The organism is Vibrio makurazakiensis (genome assembly GCF_050337375.1).
Lineage (GTDB): Bacteria > Pseudomonadota > Gammaproteobacteria > Enterobacterales > Vibrionaceae > Vibrio > Vibrio makurazakiensis.
Window position 1 is genome coordinate 47,301 of the sequence record NZ_JAKJSW010000019.1, and the last position, 16,551, is coordinate 63,851.

14 protein-coding genes are annotated in these 16,551 nt (G+C 42.7%); 5 read left to right on the forward strand and 9 right to left on the reverse strand.

Going from position 1 to position 16,551, the window contains the following annotated elements; all coding sequences use genetic code 11:
• Nucleotides 1–46 precede the first annotated feature (46 nt).
• Entirely contained in the window at nucleotides 47–1,303 is a 1,257-nt protein-coding gene (locus L4C33_RS02225) for a GGDEF domain-containing response regulator (protein ID WP_428810840.1), read from the reverse strand.
• Between the two features lie 150 nt (nucleotides 1,304–1,453).
• Between L4C33_RS02225 and dinB the strand changes: the two genes are divergently transcribed.
• Nucleotides 1,454–2,530, forward strand: coding sequence for a DNA polymerase IV (gene dinB, locus L4C33_RS02230; RefSeq protein WP_428810841.1), 1,077 nt, complete (start codon nucleotides 1,454–1,456; stop codon nucleotides 2,528–2,530).
• 42 nt (nucleotides 2,531–2,572) lie between these two features.
• On the opposite strand, the gene L4C33_RS02235 is transcribed toward dinB, so the two are convergent.
• Nucleotides 2,573–4,483: a RecQ family ATP-dependent DNA helicase gene (locus L4C33_RS02235; RefSeq protein ID WP_428810842.1), complete on the reverse strand. Its 1,911-nt coding sequence runs from the start codon at nucleotides 4,481–4,483 to the stop codon at nucleotides 2,573–2,575.
• Nucleotides 4,484–4,561: 78 nt separating this feature from the next.
• On the opposite strand from L4C33_RS02235, the gene L4C33_RS02240 reads away from it, so the two are divergent.
• The 4 genes from L4C33_RS02240 (at nucleotide 4,562) to L4C33_RS02255 (ending at nucleotide 8,975) form a co-directional block, all read left to right on the forward strand.
• Complete coding sequence (locus tag L4C33_RS02240) at nucleotides 4,562–5,041, forward strand: GreA/GreB family elongation factor (protein WP_428810843.1); 480 nt, start codon at nucleotides 4,562–4,564, stop codon at nucleotides 5,039–5,041.
• 55 nt (nucleotides 5,042–5,096) lie between these two features.
• Nucleotides 5,097–5,840, forward strand: coding sequence for a YggN family protein (locus tag L4C33_RS02245; protein ID WP_428810844.1), 744 nt, complete (start codon nucleotides 5,097–5,099; stop codon nucleotides 5,838–5,840).
• Nucleotides 5,841–5,948: 108 nt separating this feature from the next.
• The gene (locus L4C33_RS02250) at nucleotides 5,949–7,457 is read left to right on the forward strand and encodes a sensor domain-containing diguanylate cyclase (protein WP_428810845.1); all 1,509 of its coding nucleotides are present in this window, start codon (nucleotides 5,949–5,951) and stop codon (nucleotides 7,455–7,457) included.
• Between the two features lie 153 nt (nucleotides 7,458–7,610).
• Entirely contained in the window at nucleotides 7,611–8,975 is a 1,365-nt protein-coding gene (locus L4C33_RS02255) for a sodium-dependent transporter (RefSeq protein WP_428810846.1), read from the forward strand.
• 191 nt (nucleotides 8,976–9,166) lie between these two features.
• Here L4C33_RS02255 and lipA read toward each other — a convergent pair whose 3' ends face one another.
• The 7 genes from lipA to mrdA form a co-directional block, all read right to left on the reverse strand.
• Nucleotides 9,167–10,132, reverse strand: coding sequence for a lipoyl synthase (gene lipA / locus L4C33_RS02260; RefSeq protein WP_428810847.1), 966 nt, complete (start codon nucleotides 10,130–10,132; stop codon nucleotides 9,167–9,169).
• Between the two features lie 4 nt (nucleotides 10,133–10,136).
• Nucleotides 10,137–10,796 (reverse strand): lipoyl(octanoyl) transferase LipB, encoded by a 660-nt coding sequence (gene lipB, locus L4C33_RS02265; RefSeq protein ID WP_428810848.1) that lies wholly within the window; start codon nucleotides 10,794–10,796, stop codon nucleotides 10,137–10,139.
• A 208-nt stretch (nucleotides 10,797–11,004) separates the two neighbouring features.
• Nucleotides 11,005–11,283: a DUF493 family protein YbeD gene (ybeD, locus tag L4C33_RS02270; protein ID WP_428810867.1), complete on the reverse strand. Its 279-nt coding sequence runs from the start codon at nucleotides 11,281–11,283 to the stop codon at nucleotides 11,005–11,007.
• A gap of 179 nt (nucleotides 11,284–11,462) precedes the next feature.
• Nucleotides 11,463–12,644: a serine hydrolase gene (locus L4C33_RS02275; protein WP_428810849.1), complete on the reverse strand. Its 1,182-nt coding sequence runs from the start codon at nucleotides 12,642–12,644 to the stop codon at nucleotides 11,463–11,465.
• A gap of 94 nt (nucleotides 12,645–12,738) precedes the next feature.
• Nucleotides 12,739–13,533, reverse strand: coding sequence for a septal ring lytic transglycosylase RlpA family protein (locus L4C33_RS02280; protein ID WP_428810850.1), 795 nt, complete (start codon nucleotides 13,531–13,533; stop codon nucleotides 12,739–12,741).
• 3 nt (nucleotides 13,534–13,536) lie between these two features.
• Nucleotides 13,537–14,658 (reverse strand): rod shape-determining protein RodA, encoded by a 1,122-nt coding sequence (rodA, locus tag L4C33_RS02285; protein WP_428810851.1) that lies wholly within the window; start codon nucleotides 14,656–14,658, stop codon nucleotides 13,537–13,539.
• Nucleotides 14,658–16,550 carry a penicillin-binding protein 2 gene (gene mrdA / locus L4C33_RS02290; RefSeq protein WP_428810852.1) on the reverse strand — a complete coding sequence of 631 codons (1,893 nt, stop codon included), beginning with the start codon at nucleotides 16,548–16,550 and terminating at the stop codon, nucleotides 14,658–14,660. Before mrdA ends, rodA begins: the two co-directional genes overlap by 1 nt.
• Nucleotide 16,551: the final 1 nt, after the last annotated feature.

Consider the following 16,551-nt stretch of genomic DNA (forward strand, 5'->3'; position numbering starts at 1 on the left):
CCATGGTGTTCAACCATGGCTTTTTTATGTTTGAAGAAATAAAACTTTAGTCTGCCGGGCTTATTGATAGAGCGGGAGGAGGGGGAATAGACTGGCTGATTGTTTGGTTTCTGCCATTTTCTTTCGCGATATATAACCTATCATCGGCGATCTTGATTTGTTCGTTTAGTGAACCCTCGAGGTCAGTAACACCAATACTAATGGTAATGTTGATGTTAGTGCCATTATGATTGATGTCAGCGTTCTCAATAAATTGCCTCATGTTATCTAACCTAGCCACAAACTCTTCATAGGGGCGACATGACTGAATGCAAAACTCCTCGCCCCCAAACCTCGTGACAATATCGTCAGAGAAATAAGCTTTCAGGGTTTTTCCCATAGCGACTAAAACGCAATCTCCACCATCATGCCCATAGGTGTCGTTGACTTTCTTGAAGTGGTCAATATCTAACATAGCAATGCTACGAAGTTCGCATGAATTACAATTTTGATTGAAAAGGAATCGGCGGTTCCATAATCCAGTGAGGGCATCTTCGTTAGCCATTTTATACAACTCACTCGCAGCTTCTTTCATATCAAGAAGTTGGTGTACGCGGCAGAAGAACTCTTCTTGGTTAAAAGGCTTATATAGGAAGTCATTGGCACCGGCTTTTAGAAAGCGGGCTGTCATGGTTCGATCATCACTGCCAGATAAGCCTAATATAGCAAGTTGGTTGCGATCTTGATGAACTCGAATATCACGAATCATCGAAATACCGTCTTTATTCGGCATGTCGTGATCTGTTATCACGAATGTTATGGATGGGTCTTTTTGTAGAATATCGAGTGCAACTTGGCCATCTTCAGCTTGAACTGTTTGGATATACTGATGCTCAAGCAATTGAACTACATAACGACGAACCACGGCTGAGTCATCGACAACAAGCGCTTTATGCTGCTGATTATTCGTGAGTCGATTTATTAGCGGTAATAAATAACTGACCGACGCCATACTGTCTTTAAGTATGTAGTCGAGGACTCCTTTGGCTAATACACTTTCCCGAACTTGATCGCTAAACATTGCTGTAAGCACAATGACTCGGTGATCATGTTTAAGAACAAGGTCGATGATTTCACCATCTTGTCCATCTGGTAAGCAGTAGTCGAGAACAGCACATAAAAAATCTTTTTCGTGTTCTAAGATTTCTTTTGCTTCGTTGAGGCACTCTGCCAGAACTACTTCGTAGCCATTGCTAGTGAGTTGCTGATGAAGATAGTTCCTAAATGCGCGGCTATCTTCGACAACTAAAATCCTTTTAGTCAAGCGTGACCCCTGTGAGGTTATTTACCTTAATAATAATAAGTCCTGTGGATTTATCTATATCACAGCGAAAAAAGGTACTCAAACTTATCTTATTTTTATTTTTGTATTTAAGAAGTATACTGTTTATTAATACAGTTGTGGGTTGCGATTTTGCCGGAAATAAAACAAAGAAAAATAATTCATGTCGATATGGACTGCTTCTATGCTGCAGTTGAAATGCGTGACAACCCTGCGTACCGAAACCGTCCTCTAGCCGTTGGTGGGCATGAGAAGCAGCGAGGGGTGCTCAGTACTTGTAATTATGAAGCGCGTAAGTTTGGTATTCGAAGTGCTATGCCAACAGGGCAAGCTTTAAAACTATGTCCGCAGTTGTTAGTTGTGCCTGGAAGAATGGATGTCTATAAAGAAACGTCTAAACATATCCGTGAGATATTTTCACGCTATACACTTCTCATAGAGCCATTGTCTTTAGATGAGGCATATCTTGATGTAACAGACTCAACGTTGTGCCACGGCTCAGCTACACTCATTGCAGAAGCAATACGTAGGGATATTTTCACGGAGTTGAATCTAACAGCTTCGGCGGGCGTTGCCCCAATCAAATTTCTAGCTAAAGTAGCGTCTGATCTAAACAAGCCGAATGGTCAATTTGTCATCCCGCCACAAGATGTTCAAACTGTTATTGATAAGCTACCCCTTGAAAAGATCCCTGGTGTTGGGAAAGTGAGCTTGGAGAAGCTGCAACAGGCTGGTTTCTATTTATGTGAAGACATCAAAGCTACTGACTATAGAGAGCTGTTACTTAAGTTTGGTCGATTAGGTGCGTCGCTCTGGAAGCGTAGCCATGGAATTGATGAACGTAAAATTACTGTTTCTCGAGAACGAAAGTCCGTGGGTGTTGAGAGAACATTTACTACGAATATTTCGACATTTGAAGAGTGCTGGGAAGTAATTGAAACAAAGCTATTTCCTGAGCTGGAAAAGCGCTTGGAACGTGCCGATCCAAATAAAAATATAATTAAACAGGGCATTAAGCTTAAGTTTGCTGATTTTCAACAAACTACCATAGAGCACATACATGCATCGCTGGATCTAAATTATTTTCGCGAACTACTCACTGAAATTTTGAAGCGGCAAGGCAGTAGAGAAATTCGACTCTTAGGTCTAAATGTTGCTCTACCACCACCTGAACAAATGAAACAGCTTAATTTGTTTATTGCCGATTAAAGGTTCTTTATATCAGCTAGCCTTACTTCAATTATGTATGGCTTATCTAAGGCTATCCGCCAATTCAAGAACTTGACTGAAAGGTTGTTGTTCAAGCTTACCGTACCCCGCCATTTTACTGGCTTTAAGCTTGGTAGAGAGCGGTGTAGCAATACCACACAAAAAGCGAGCTACTGCTTCATTGGTGATTAACTGATCACTGGCAGATACGAACTCTTTAATCCATAACACGACCGATTCAGCTTCTACTTCTTCAAATTGATTACTTGGTAGGTTTGCTACTTGTCCCTGGCATACTGAACAGTGTTGGCACTGTTGAGGTGCGTTGTCATCTGCAAAGTAGGCGGCGAGTTTTGCGCTTAAACAGTCACCGGATTGAAAGAACTCGAGCATTTGGTTAATACGATTGATTTCATTTTTTTCTTTAGTTGCGAATAGCTCGGATAAACGCTCCGTTAGGTCGACGATATTTTCACCCTTATCATGAACTGCATAGACGTCTGTGATCTGTTTACTTTCAAGTTCAATCCAACCTTGCTCATGGAAATAGTCCATCGCGGTGATAACGCGATGTCGATCAGCTTGAAAATGCTCCCAGAGCGCATCAAAGTCTAGCTGGCACCAAACTCTTGCCTGAGGTGAACATTGGAATATCGCCTCTACAAAAGAGCGGCGTTCACCTTGGAACTGATTCACGATATCTTGTTTTGGGCGGATGAACTTAAAGCGATAATCGGCAAAATAGCTGTATTTAGGTTCAATCACACCTGAAAGTTCTAAATAAACCAACAATGTTTTCAAAGGAAGTTGGCGAATGTTTGATTCTCGGGATAACTGATTCAGCATCACTTCCCATTGTTGTTGATGCTGATAGATTTGCTCTAGTACCGATTGAATTGAAATGCGGTCGGGTGTATCACCATAGACAAAGTTCTCGAGTACGTTTAAGCCGTTTTTGTTAGCAAGAAGAATACAGTCTGAGTCTTGCCCATCACGCCCAGCACGGCCAATCTCTTGTGAATAGTTTTCTATCGATTTAGGTAAGTCAAAGTGTATAACACGTCGAATGTTCGACTTGTCGACTCCCATACCAAAAGCAATGGTCGCCACGATGCAGTGAATGTCGTCGGCCATGAATTGCTGTTGGATAGAATCTCTAACTTCAGGTTTTAAACCTGCATGATACGCGGTGGCGTTGACGCCAACATTTCGCAATTGTTGCGCTACCTGCTCCGCAGTTTGTTGAAGCGTCACATAAACAATGGTGGGTGACGAAGCTTGTTGATTAATGACATCGCCCAGAATCTCAATTTTATTTTCTTCTACGCAGGGTTGAATGGATATATTGAGATTCTTACGATAGAAGCCAGTCACGACCACATCTTGGTCTTGGATAGCGAATTTACTCTTCATATCAGTAATCACAGAGCTCGTTGCTGTTGCCGTTAACAGTAATACCTGGGGGATATTAAGCAGTTTCTGGTATTGAGGAAGCTTTAAGTAATCAGGACGGAAGTTGTGCCCCCATTCAGAAATACAGTGGGCTTCATCAACCACTAATAATGAGATAGGCACCTGAGATATAAACTGTCTGAAGCGTTCGTTCTTAAGCCTTTCGACAGAGATCATGAGGATTTTTGTACTGCCATCTCGTACGGATTGCATCACCTGTTGAGTTTGTTGGCGATCTTGGCTTGAGTCGATAGACGCCGCACTGATCCCTTTACTGTGTAAAAAGCTAAGTTGGTCTTTCATTAATGCCAGTAACGGGGATATGACTAAAGTTAAGTGAGGTAACTCTAGTGCCGGGAGTTGGTAACATAGTGACTTACCCGAGCCAGTAGGGAATATCGTAGCAGTAGAGCGCCCATCTAGTACTTTATCGATGACTTGCTGTTGACCGTGGCGCAGTGAATCAAATCCAAAAACCTGCTTGAGAGTTTGCTCTATCATTTATATTCCCCTTAAAGACTTGCGCCTAATTGTACCTAATTCTATTCTGTAGCTCCTAACGAAAAGCACCGCAAAAGTATGAATAAGTCTGAGCTTCAACAAATAATATTAAGCAAACTTAAACAAAGACATGTCATTGCTCATGAAGCCACCCAAAGGGCTATAGATGCTGCAACCGATGAAGAAACTGTGCCAGAGCATAAATACGATACCTTAGCTCTGGAAGCCTCTTATTTAGCTCATGGCCAAGCGATGCGTGTATTAGAGTGCGAAGAAGACATTCGCCAATATCAAGAACTGGTATTGAGGGAAGGAGAGGGGAAACCTATTGCTATGACTAGTTACCTTGCGGTTGTGGATGAACAGGACAATGAGAAACACTTCTTCGTTGGCCCTTGCGCTGGTGGTTTGTCGGTTGATTGGCAAGGTGTTGAAGTTTCGATACTGACGCCACAAGCCCCTTTAGGTAAGGCTCTTCTTGGTAAAGAGGTTGGTGACGAAATTGAGTTTAACGTGGCCGACAGTCTCTTTTGTTACGAAATAGTCACTGTTTACTGACATTAGATCTATTGAGTATTGATATAATATAAGGGTTGTCGTTCGAGAGAGTATTATGAAAAAAATTGTTTTAATAGCTTCATTATTGGTGAGTCAGTCTGCGTTATCTGCACAGTGTCGCGTCGACCTGAAAAACGAAATTCACATTGATGATCAACAAGTTGAGATCCTGCAAGTAAATGGAAGCTCAGCCGTACTAGATAATGACAACAACCTTTATATTCATGGCGAAAAGGTTGAGTTAGATGCTGATCAACAAGCGGCTATTGAAAAATACCGTGAAAGTATGAATGCATACTTACCAAAAGCAAAAGAGATGGCACGCGAAGGTTTATCATTAGCAAATGATGTGATTGATGATATTTCAGCGAGCTTTGATTCACCTGAAGCATTCGATAATGTAAAACAGTCGATGAAGCAGTTCTTTGCTGATGTAGAAGCTCGTTACTACAAAGATGGCGATTTAGTTCTGCCTGCAGACAGTTTTGATTCTATGGCAAATAGCTGGACAGAAGATTTTGACCGAGCTATGGAAATCTTTAATGAAGAGTTTATTTCTAGCGCCTTCAATGCAATGTCTGAAAAAATGAAAGCAGATGGCGGTTTGAATTTGACAGAGCTGGCAGACAGCATGGCTGAACTAAAGGCAAAAGTCGAAGAACGTTTGTCTGAGCACTCTCAGCAAGTTGAACAACAAACAGAAGAATTCTGTGAGTCGTTAGGTGAAATGGCTGAGCAAGAACAGCAACTACATAAAGTCATTCCAAACTTAAAAGATTACCAAGTATTCACAATATGATACCGATATCGATTAAATGATGTTCAAGAGCGCCTTAGGGTGCTCTTTTTCTAGACATTATTTTTGTCTATGATAGAAAGTGGCGTCAATCATTCGGTTTAAAGTCTTATGCGTAGTCTTTCACTTCGACAGTTATCACTTCTCGTTTCCATTTCCTTTGTTGCGCTGTTTCTCATAGGGCTACTACTGTTCAAATACTTCTGGTCATTTGATAAAGACACCAAAGAAGCGCTTCGTTTACAGGAGCTAGAATCCCAACGCATCCTCACCGTTCTGAATATGAATAAATCCCATTTGGGTGAGGCTTTAGAAGATTACGCTGCGTGGGACTCTATTCGCGGTTTTATTGATAAGCCCAACCAAACGTTTATCGATCAGAACATGAATCAGCATACATTTGATACCAAACTGCTCGATGGGATTTTTATATTTGATTCTGACGTTCAATTGGTTTGGGGACAAAGGTATGATCATGAATTACGTAAAAGTGTACCAATCGGCCAATTGAAATATAAATATGGGGTTCTATTAATTGATGCTTTAAGATCTGGAAGTGATGAGGTTCGGTCATTTGTACGATTTTTAGTGGTTGATGGACAGCCTTACCTTCTAGCCACATCTCGAGTTTGTAATAGCGAAGGTTATAGTTGTACGAGTGGCTACATGATGTTCATTAAAAAAGTTCGTCAGTCATTTATTTCTCAAGTTGAACAGTCTACCGGTATTGATATTGACCTTATTGTCGATGAAAAGGGAACGGTAGTACTCACAGATCTACCTAACGTGTCGTATTTGCGCAGGGACGATTATCAAAATCATCCTTCATTTATTATCAAAGTGAACCACTCAGTCACTTTACCAAGCTTTATTGAGCGAGATGAAGCTGTAGCGCTGGCTGTTATATCAATACTGTTATTTTTCTTTCACTTACTGATTGTTCAACTGCTGATTTCCCCTTTAAGACGAGCCAAAAAGATATTGGCGGAGTTTAAAGACAATGGTGGGAAGCTTCCCGATGAAAATAGTTTTGTGTCTTCGGAGATGAAGCGGTTTGCATCAATGATAAATTCATTGGTGAACGACTTAGATCGAAGTCGTGCAGAGCTACAATGGCAATCGGATCACGACCCGCTTACACGCGTTGCTAATCGAAGAAAGTTAGAAAWATCAGTAAGACAGCTCTTAGCTGAACCTAATGGACAACAACTAGCTTTGTTCCTCATCGATGTTGATCATTTTAAACTTTTTAATGATAACTATGGTCATCTTGAAGGTGATACCGCTTTGATCAATGTTGCTAACGCACTTAAACAGCTTAATTACGGTTACGAGAGTGTTGTTGCAAGATTTGGAGGGGAGGAGTTTTGTATAGCGATGCTGTTAGGAAGTGACGCAGATGCAAGAACGATCTCTAAGGGGATTTTAGAACAAGTCGAGGCACTTGCTATTCCACATGACTTTTCCCCGACGCGTAATATCGTCACAGTCAGTTTAGGTTGTACGGTGATCCAGAATCCACAGGTTGCTGATTATCACAAATTGTTCCGAGTTTCTGATGAAGCATTGTATGAGTCTAAATCTTTGGGAAGAGCTCAGTTTACTGTGAAAGTGCCATAGGCTAGATACATAACCTGTAGGTTGGATGCTTTGGTTGTGTGTTTATCTATAATTCAGGTGGTTATTTGGTTCTTTATATAACTACAGCTTGAGTTGGAACTCTAATTTCAGTATTGTACTCGCAAACTAGTTCATTGGTATGAGTGCAGGTTAATGTCTCCATCAACATCATCTTCTCCAAGAGAGCATTTTAGCTCTCGTCTCGGATTTATCTTAGCAGCAGCAGGCGCTGCTGTTGGTTTAGGCAATATTTGGGGGTTCCCTACACAAGTCGCTAGTAATGGTGGAGGGGCGTTCCTCCTTGTTTATTTGGTGATGATCTTTGTGGTGGCTTTCCCGATGCTAGTGGTTGAAATGGCGATCGGCCGTCACGGCCAAGCAAACCCTGTCGATAGCATGCGATCTTTGACGACAAACCCTTTAGGCAAGAAAGTCGGTGAGTTTGTAGGTTGGGTTGGTTTAAGCGTCCCTAGTGCAGTTTTGGCATTCTATAGCATTGTCGGCGGTTGGTTAATCTGTTTCCTAATTGGTGCTGTTGCAGATCTGATTGGTCTAGAGACTGCTGCTGATTGGTTTAAAGGCTTCAGTGTTGAGCGCAACGTATTTGGTACCGTCGCATTTTATGTACTGACTATCTTGATTGTGCAGGGCGGTGTTAAGCAAGGTATTGAGAAATGGTCGACACGTTTAATGCCGGCACTGTTCATTCTGTTCGCACTTTTGTTTGTTTACATCATGACCCAATCTGGCGCGATGGAAGGTTTGAAGCATTATCTCGTACCTGACTTTGAAAAAGTATGGGATAGAAAGCTGATTTTAGCAGCGATGGGGCAAGGATTCTTCTCGCTAACTATCGGTGGCTGTTCGATGTTGGTCTACGGTTCTTACTTAAGTAAAAAAGAGAACCTGCCTAAAATGGCGATGAATGTAACGCTGGTAGATACCGCTGTTGCTTTTATTGCTGGCCTTGTTGTTATGCCAGCGATGTTTGTGGCGATGAAAAAAGGCGTACAAATTTACGCTGAAGATGGCTCGCTACTGAGTTCCGACACTCTAGTCTTTACCGTTTTGCCGCTGATGTTTGATAGCTTGGGCGTACTCGGGCAAATCTTTGCGATTGTATTCTTCCTGTTGTTAACGATTGCTGCACTTACTTCTTCAATTTCGATGCTGGAAGGCCCTGTAGCGCTTGTTAGTGAACGTTTTAATACCAAACGTACATCAACGAGTTGGGTAATTGGTGGTGTCATTGCGCTGTTTAGTGTAGTGATTGTCTATAATTTTGCAGCGATGTTCGGCATGGTTGCGATGATCGCGACTCAATATCTACAGCCAATTGCAGCTCTTATGTTCTGTCTATTTGGTGGATGGGTTTGGAGTAGAGCTTCTAAAGTGAAGGAGCTTGAACAAGGCTGCTCTGACTTTCAGCTTGGCTGGTTTGGTAAGGTGTGGCCAATGTATGTGAAGCTTGTGTGCCCACTTTTAGTTGCGACGGTTATCTGGGCTTCATTTGGCTAGGCACAACATATAGAGTCTGTAAAGCCACTCATCTGAGTGGCTTTTGCCCATCCTGATATTTTTCTCCAGAAGGCCTCTAGCTGAGATCGTAGCGAAGAGCATTGTATTCTTTGTACGACAGGCACAAAAAAGCGCAGAACATAATGGTCTGCGCTTTTACTATTTCAAATGTTCAAGTAACGATAGTCCGGTTACTTAATTTCCATACCTTGAGCTTGTAGGTCAGCATGGTAAGACGAACGTACGAATGGACCACATGCTGCGTGAGTAAAGCCAAGCTCAAGCGCAATCTCTTTTAGCTCATCGAACTCTGAAGGTGGAACGTAACGCTCAACTGGTAAGTGGTGACGGCTTGGTGCTAGGTATTGGCCTAGTGTCAGCATAGTCACGCCATGTTCACGAAGGTCTTTCAGTACTTGAACGATCTCTTCTTTTGTTTCACCAAGACCCATCATCACCCCTGATTTTGTTGGGATATCAGGGTGCTGCTCTTTGAACTTCTTCAGTAGGTCAAGAGACCACTTGTAGTTCGCACCTGGACGCGCTTTACGGTATAAGCGTGGCGCTGTCTCTAGGTTGTGGTTGAAAACATCTGGCGGGTTGTCTTTCATTAGATCAAGCGCAACGTCCATACGACCACGGAAGTCAGGTACGAGTGTTTCAATACGGATACTTGGATTTAGTTCGCGAATTTCACGGTTACAGTCAGCAAAATGCTGAGCACCGCCATCACGCAAGTCATCACGGTCTACTGAAGTGATTACCACGTACTTCAGTTTCATGTCTTGAATTGTCTTAGCCAGTTTCTTCGGCTCTTCAGCTTCAGGAGCAATAGGACGACCATGGGCAACATCACAGAACGGGCAGCGACGAGTACAGATAGCGCCAAGAATCATAAACGTTGCCGTACCGTGGTTGAAACACTCGGCTAAGTTCGGGCAAGACGCTTCTTCACATACTGAGTGAAGGTTGTTTTTGCGCATTGCAGATTTGATCTCTTGGATACGGTGGCTGTCTGAAGGAAGTTTGATCTTCATCCATTCAGGTTTACGTAGCACTTCTTTCTGTTCAGCAGGCATATTCTTTACGGGAATTAATGCCATTTTGTCAGCGTCACGATATTTAACGCCTTTTTCCATCTGGATTGGTTTGCTCATGATTTTATGCTTCTGCTGTAATGTTACTGTTGGCCTGAATATCGACTTGGTCGTAACCAAGTAAAGTGACAAGCTCTTGTATTAATTGTTGTTCGACTAGCTCAAGGCTTTCTGGGCCTCCAAGCTGGCTAACTTGAACCATTTCCATCCCTTGGTAACCACATGGGTTTATACGAAGAAATGGCGATAAATCCATATTTACGTTGAGTGCGAGCCCATGAAATGAACAACCACGTCGAATACGTAAACCTAGTGAACAAATTTTCTTACCGTCGACATAAACCCCAGGGGCGTCAGGTCGAGCAGCAGATTCGATATTGTAAGCTTTAAGAGTGTTGATTACGAGGTTCTCTATATGAGTGACGAGATCTCGAACACCAAACTTCTTACGGCGAATGTTTATCAGGAAGTACGCAACTAGCTGACCGGGACCATGGTATGTCACTTGTCCACCACGGTCGCTTTGAACAATAGGGATGTCCCCTGCATTCAAAACATGCTCTGCTTTTCCTGCTTGTCCTTGAGTAAACACAGGGTTGTGCTCTACTAACCAAACTTGGTCGGCATCGTCATCGGTACGAGTGTCAGTGAACTCATGCATGGCTTTCCATACGGGTTCATAATCCTGACGGCCCAACTTTTTTACGATTAGCTGATTCTGCAAAGCAGTCTTCCTCAAGGATAAATAAAGTGAACGCATTATAGACGCGAAATTTGATTCTAACTACAGACGGATAGCAAGGTTTTTCAACTTTCTTTGTATTTATTGARAATTAAGTTGAGTGAAAATAGTTAAAGTATGTTCGCATATAGCAAAACAGCGACTACAAGCCGCTGTTTTTAATCGAAGTTCGTCGTTGTAGATCGTGCTGTTAAAGAACCATACGAACAATATCGATTTCACCAAGCTCTYTGTACAAAATTTCTACTTGCTCGATTGATGTAGCAGTAATGTTTACTGATACTGAGTTGTAGTTACCTTTTGCACTTGGTTTTACTGTTGGGCTGTAATCACCAGGAGCATGGCGTTGAATCACTTCTAGAACTTTCTCTGTCAGCTCAGGTTTTGCGTAACCCATTACCTTGTAAGTGAATGAACAAGGAAACTCTAAGAGATCTTTTAGTTTTGCATCAGAATTGATATTCATGATTAGCTCCAAATGGAAAAGCGTTGTGCTAGTACAGCTGACTCTTGATAAGAGCGCATTATGTTTATAGGGGCAGAATCTTACTGGGAAACCCCTTTGAACTCAAGATCAACAAAAGCCGCATCTAGCGGCTTTTGTTTATGGCAAAGGCAATTGTTTGTTAGAGCAGGCCTTTGGCTCGTTTAGAATAAACCTTTGAATAGAAGAACCAGGTAATCCCATAGGCGGCTGAATAGGCTGCCTTGCTCTACGTCTTCTAGTGCAAGTAGTGGGTATTCAGCTACGTCTTCACCGTCTACTTGATAGTATAGCTTACCAACTACGTCACCTTTGCTGATTGGCGCTTCAAGTTCTTGCTCCAATACAAAGCTTGCTTTCAAGTTTTTAGCTTGGCCACGAGGAAGCGTTACGAAGGTATCTTCGTTTACACCTAGAGCGACTGTATCTTGGCTACCCATCCAGATCTTTTCTTCTACGAAGGTTTCACCAGCAGTGTGTGGTGCAACTGTTTCGAAGAAACGGAAACCGTAGCTTAGTAGCTTTTTGCTTTCTGTTTTACGAGCATTCGCATTTTTCGTACCCATCACAACTGCGACAAGACGCATCTTACCTTCAGTTGCAGAACTAACTAGGCTGTAACCTGCGTTGTTAGTATGGCCAGTTTTAATGCCATCAACGTTCATACTCTTATCCCATAACAGACCGTTACGGTTGTACTGAGTAATGCCGTTGTAAGTGAATTTCTTCTCTGAGTAAATACGGTATTCTTCAGGAACATCGCGGATAAGCGCTTGACCAAGTAGAGCCATATCGTAAGGTGTTGAGTATAGGTTCGGGTTGTCTAGGCCGTGAACATTCGCAAAGTGCGTGCTATCCATACCAATTGAGCTTGCCCAAGCATTCATTAAGTCAACGAATGCATCTTCAGAACCCGCAATGTGTTCAGCCATTGCAACACACGCATCATTACCTGATTGAATGATGATGCCACGGTTCAAGTCATCGACTTTAACGGTTGTGCCCACTTCGATGAACATCTTTGATGAATCTGGGAAGTTTTTTGCCCATGCATTCTTACTGATAACAACATCATCATTTAGGTTTATGTTGCCTCGTTCCAATTCTTGGCCGATAACGTAACTTGTCATCATCTTGGTCAAGCTTGCCGGAGAAAGTTGAGTATTCATCTCTTTCTCAGCTAGGATCTTGCCTGAGTTGTAATCCATCAGAACGAAACCTTTGGCTGCGATTTGCGGCGCGTCAGGTGTCACGATTGGAGCTGCGAATGATGAAGTCGCGAAAGTTGCAGAAAGCGCAACTGAAGAGACAAGTAATGATTTAGCTAGTTTTTTAGTTTTATTCATTTTGAATGCAATTATTTGGTTAACTGCCCATATCTTAACAGAATCACTCTAGCAAGCCAGAGTTGCTAACGTTAGGGTGTTAATTTGTGAATTATCAACGAGTTGGCGCGTGCTTTTTAATAAAAGCGGACGAGTAACCCAAAATTTTAACTTGTTCTAACTTTTTTTGAGTCAGAGCATAGTCATGAAAAGGCCCTAACATCAAGCGGTACTGATCGTTTGAAGCTTGTAAGAAGCTTCCCACGGATAATTGGCTGCTGATATCTTCAGCCAGTTTTGTACTGCGATCTTCATGGGGAGAGGTCGCAACTTGAATAATGTATTGAGGCAGTGCCGATTTTTTACGTTCGTCAGTTGGCATATCAACAGTAATGACTTCGATTGCCACATTTGCAGTCCCAGTTTTGAGTACGTCTAGCTTGTAGGCTGCGGCATAACTCAAATCTATAATACGCCCTTCGTGGAAGGGGCCACGATCGTTAACGCGTACAATAGTCGATTTATTGTTATCTGTATTTGTTACTTTTACATAGCTTGGAATTGGCAGAGTTTTGTGTGCTGCAGACATTGAGTACATATCATACACTTCACCATTCGACGTCAAATGTCCGTGGAATTTCTTACCGTACCATGATGCTTTTCCGCTTTGTGTAAATCCTTTCGGATCGCGAACGATTTTGTAGTCTTCACCGCGCAACGTGTAGTTGCTATTGCCCCCAAGACTGTATGGTTCGTATTGAGGGTGTGCGTCTTCAAGATGCTCTACTGAAATTGGTATGTCTGGAGCGATATCCGAGTTTATCGAATAGCGACCAGTTTGCTCTGTGGAAGAGCAGCCATTTAAGATAATAATTAAACTAGGTATCGCGACTAGTGATCTAACAGACATTGACTATGTTGCCTTTGAAAATGCTTTTCTATGAGTATGTATAGACATCAAAATACCGAAGCCTGCCATCAATGTCACCATTGAAGTGCCCCCATAGCTCACTAAAGGTAAAGGAACGCCTACAACAGGAAGTATTCCACTCACCATGCCTATGTTTACGAAGATATATACAAAGAAGCTCAATACAACACTGCCAGCCATCATGCGACCAAAAGCGGTTTGCGCCTGACTTGCGAGAACCAATCCGCGACCAATGATGAATAGGTAAACAGACAGTAAGAATAAAATACCCACCATTCCCCATTCTTCAGCAATGACCGCAAAGATGAAGTCTGTATGGCGCTCAGGCAGAAACTCTAATTGAGATTGTGTGCCTTGTAGCCAACCCTTACCTGAGATGCCCCCAGAACCAATGGCTATCTTACTTTGAATAATGTGGTACCCAGCGCCGAGTGGATCAGATTCTGGGTCGAAAAGAGTTCTTACCCGAACCTTCTGATACTCACGCATTAAGAAGAACCACAAGATAGGAATAAAACCACCGACGGCAACGGCCGCAGCTAAGATTATTTTCCAACTGATCCCAGCCAAAAAGATAACAAAGATCCCAGATGCTGCGATAAGGATAGAGGTGCCTAAATCGGGCTGTTTGGCGATTAATATGGTCGGTACAAATACCATTACTAATGAGATCATTAGTGTTTGAAAGCTTGGTGGTAGTGAGCGCTTACCTATATAGCGAGCGATCATCAGTGGCACTGCGAGTTTTAGTAGCTCTGATGGTTGGAAACGAACAAAACCGAAGTTAAGCCAGCGTTGTGCTCCTTTTGAAGCTTCTCCAAAGAAAAGTACGCCAAGCAGTAAAAGCACCCCCCCAGCAAATAGAAGAGGAGCTAATGTTTCATAAGTCCGTGGGGGGATTTGAGCCAGTATCAACATAACGCCCAGCGATAGTCCCATTCTCATTGCCTGTCGATCCATCATTGCAAGGCTTTGGCCACTGGCGCTGTACATGATCAATAGAGCAAAGCCCATGAGTACCAAAATACCAAGGAGTAACGGTAAATCGATATGGAATCGTTCGAATAAGGCTCGATTCTGTCCGGTTGAAGGGTCGAGTTTCATTATTTTTTAGCCTTACTTTTATCATCATCAGCGAGGACAATATGGTCTAATATTTTTCTTACAACAGGGCCGCCATTTGATGAACCGCCACCGGCATTTTCTAGCACGATAGTTACAACTGCTTCTGGGTTCTCGAAAGGAGCATAGCCAGTAAACAGTGCGTGGTCGCGTAAGTGCTCAGCGATCTCATCGGCGTTATATTCCTCATCTTCTTTTAAGCCAAAGACTTGTGCAGTTCCGGATTTACCAGCTGTTTGGTAATCCATCTTTTGGAACGAACGTCTTGCTGTACCTTTCTTACCATGGTTTACCAGCCTCATACCTTCCTGAGCTATATCCCAGTATCGCTGCTTAACACCGGTTACTGGAGGGTAAGTTTCAATTTCGGAAAGTACTTGTTCGTCAAAAGCTTTACCTTTATCGATCGTTGAACGTAATAGGTGAGGTGCGGTAACTTGACCTTCGTTGACTAACACAGATGTAGCTTTCGCTATTTGCATCGGTGTTGCGGTCCAGTAACCTTGTCCAATGCCGACAGGAATAGTATCACCCTGATACCAAGGCACTCTGTGCCTTGCCATTTTCCATTCTCGGGTTGGCATGTTGGCTTTACTTTCTTCGTATATATCTATGCCTGTGTAATCACCAAAACCGAACATCATCATCCATTTGGATAAACGGTCGATGCCCAAATCAAAGGCGATTTGATAGAAGAATGTATCAACAGACTCTTCTATCGCTTTTTCGATATCAACTTTACCGTGTCCCCAGCGAAGCCAATCACGGAACGGTTTCGTTTTGGAATTCGGTATCTTCCAATAACCCGGGTCATTACGTGTGGTATTAGGTGTGATTACTCCTTCCTGCAGTGCAGCTACAGCGATGAAAGGTTTGATGGTCGAAGCTGGTGGGTAAATCCCTAAAGTTGCTCGGTTAACTAGAGGGCGATTCTTGTCTTGTAATAAAGCGTTGTAACCTTTAGATGAAATACCATGTACGAAGGCATTTGGGTCATAGCTTGGGCTTGAAACCATAGCTAACACGCCGTTGTCTTTCGGGTCGAGTACGACTGCTGAACCTCTGCGTCCATCGAGTAGTTTATGGACGTACATCTGTAGCTTGATATCTAGGTTCAGGACAATGTCTTTACCCGGAATTGAAGGTTCAAATTTCAGTGTGCGAATAACACGTCCACGGCTGTTTACTTCGACTTCTTGATAGCCTGCTGTACCGTGCAACATGTCTTCGTAATAACGCTCGATACCGAGCTTACCTATATCACGTGTCGCCTGGTAGTTTGCGTCTTTTTCTTCACGAACAAGGCGCTGCATATCACGGTCATTAATACGCGATACGTAACCGATAACATGGGTAAGGACATCACCGTAAGGGTAGTAGCGTTTTAATGTCCCAGTTACTTCAACACCTGGGTATTTATGCTGATTTGCTGAAAATACCGCAACCTGTTTCTCAGTAAGTTGCGTTAATAACGGGACGGATTTAAATCGTCGAGAGCGGCTCCGCTCATTATTGAACCGTTCAATACGTTCTGGAGTAATATCGAGTAGCGTTTGTAGACGAGCTAAGGTGTCGTCCATACTACTGATTTTTTCAGGCGTTAATTCGAGGTTGAATACGGGGCGGTTTTCCGCCAGAAGAACGCCATTACGATCATAGATTAGCCCTCGGTTAGGGGCGATCGGAACGACTTTAATTCGGTTATCGTTAGAGCGAGTTTTATAGTCTTGATATTGGTTGACCTGAATATTGTACAGGTTGGCAACCAACAGACTAATCATGATTACTATGCCTATAAATGCTACGAAAGCACGACTAGTAAATAGTCGTGCTTCAGCTTTGTAATCACGGATTTGGCTACGTTTACGTAACATT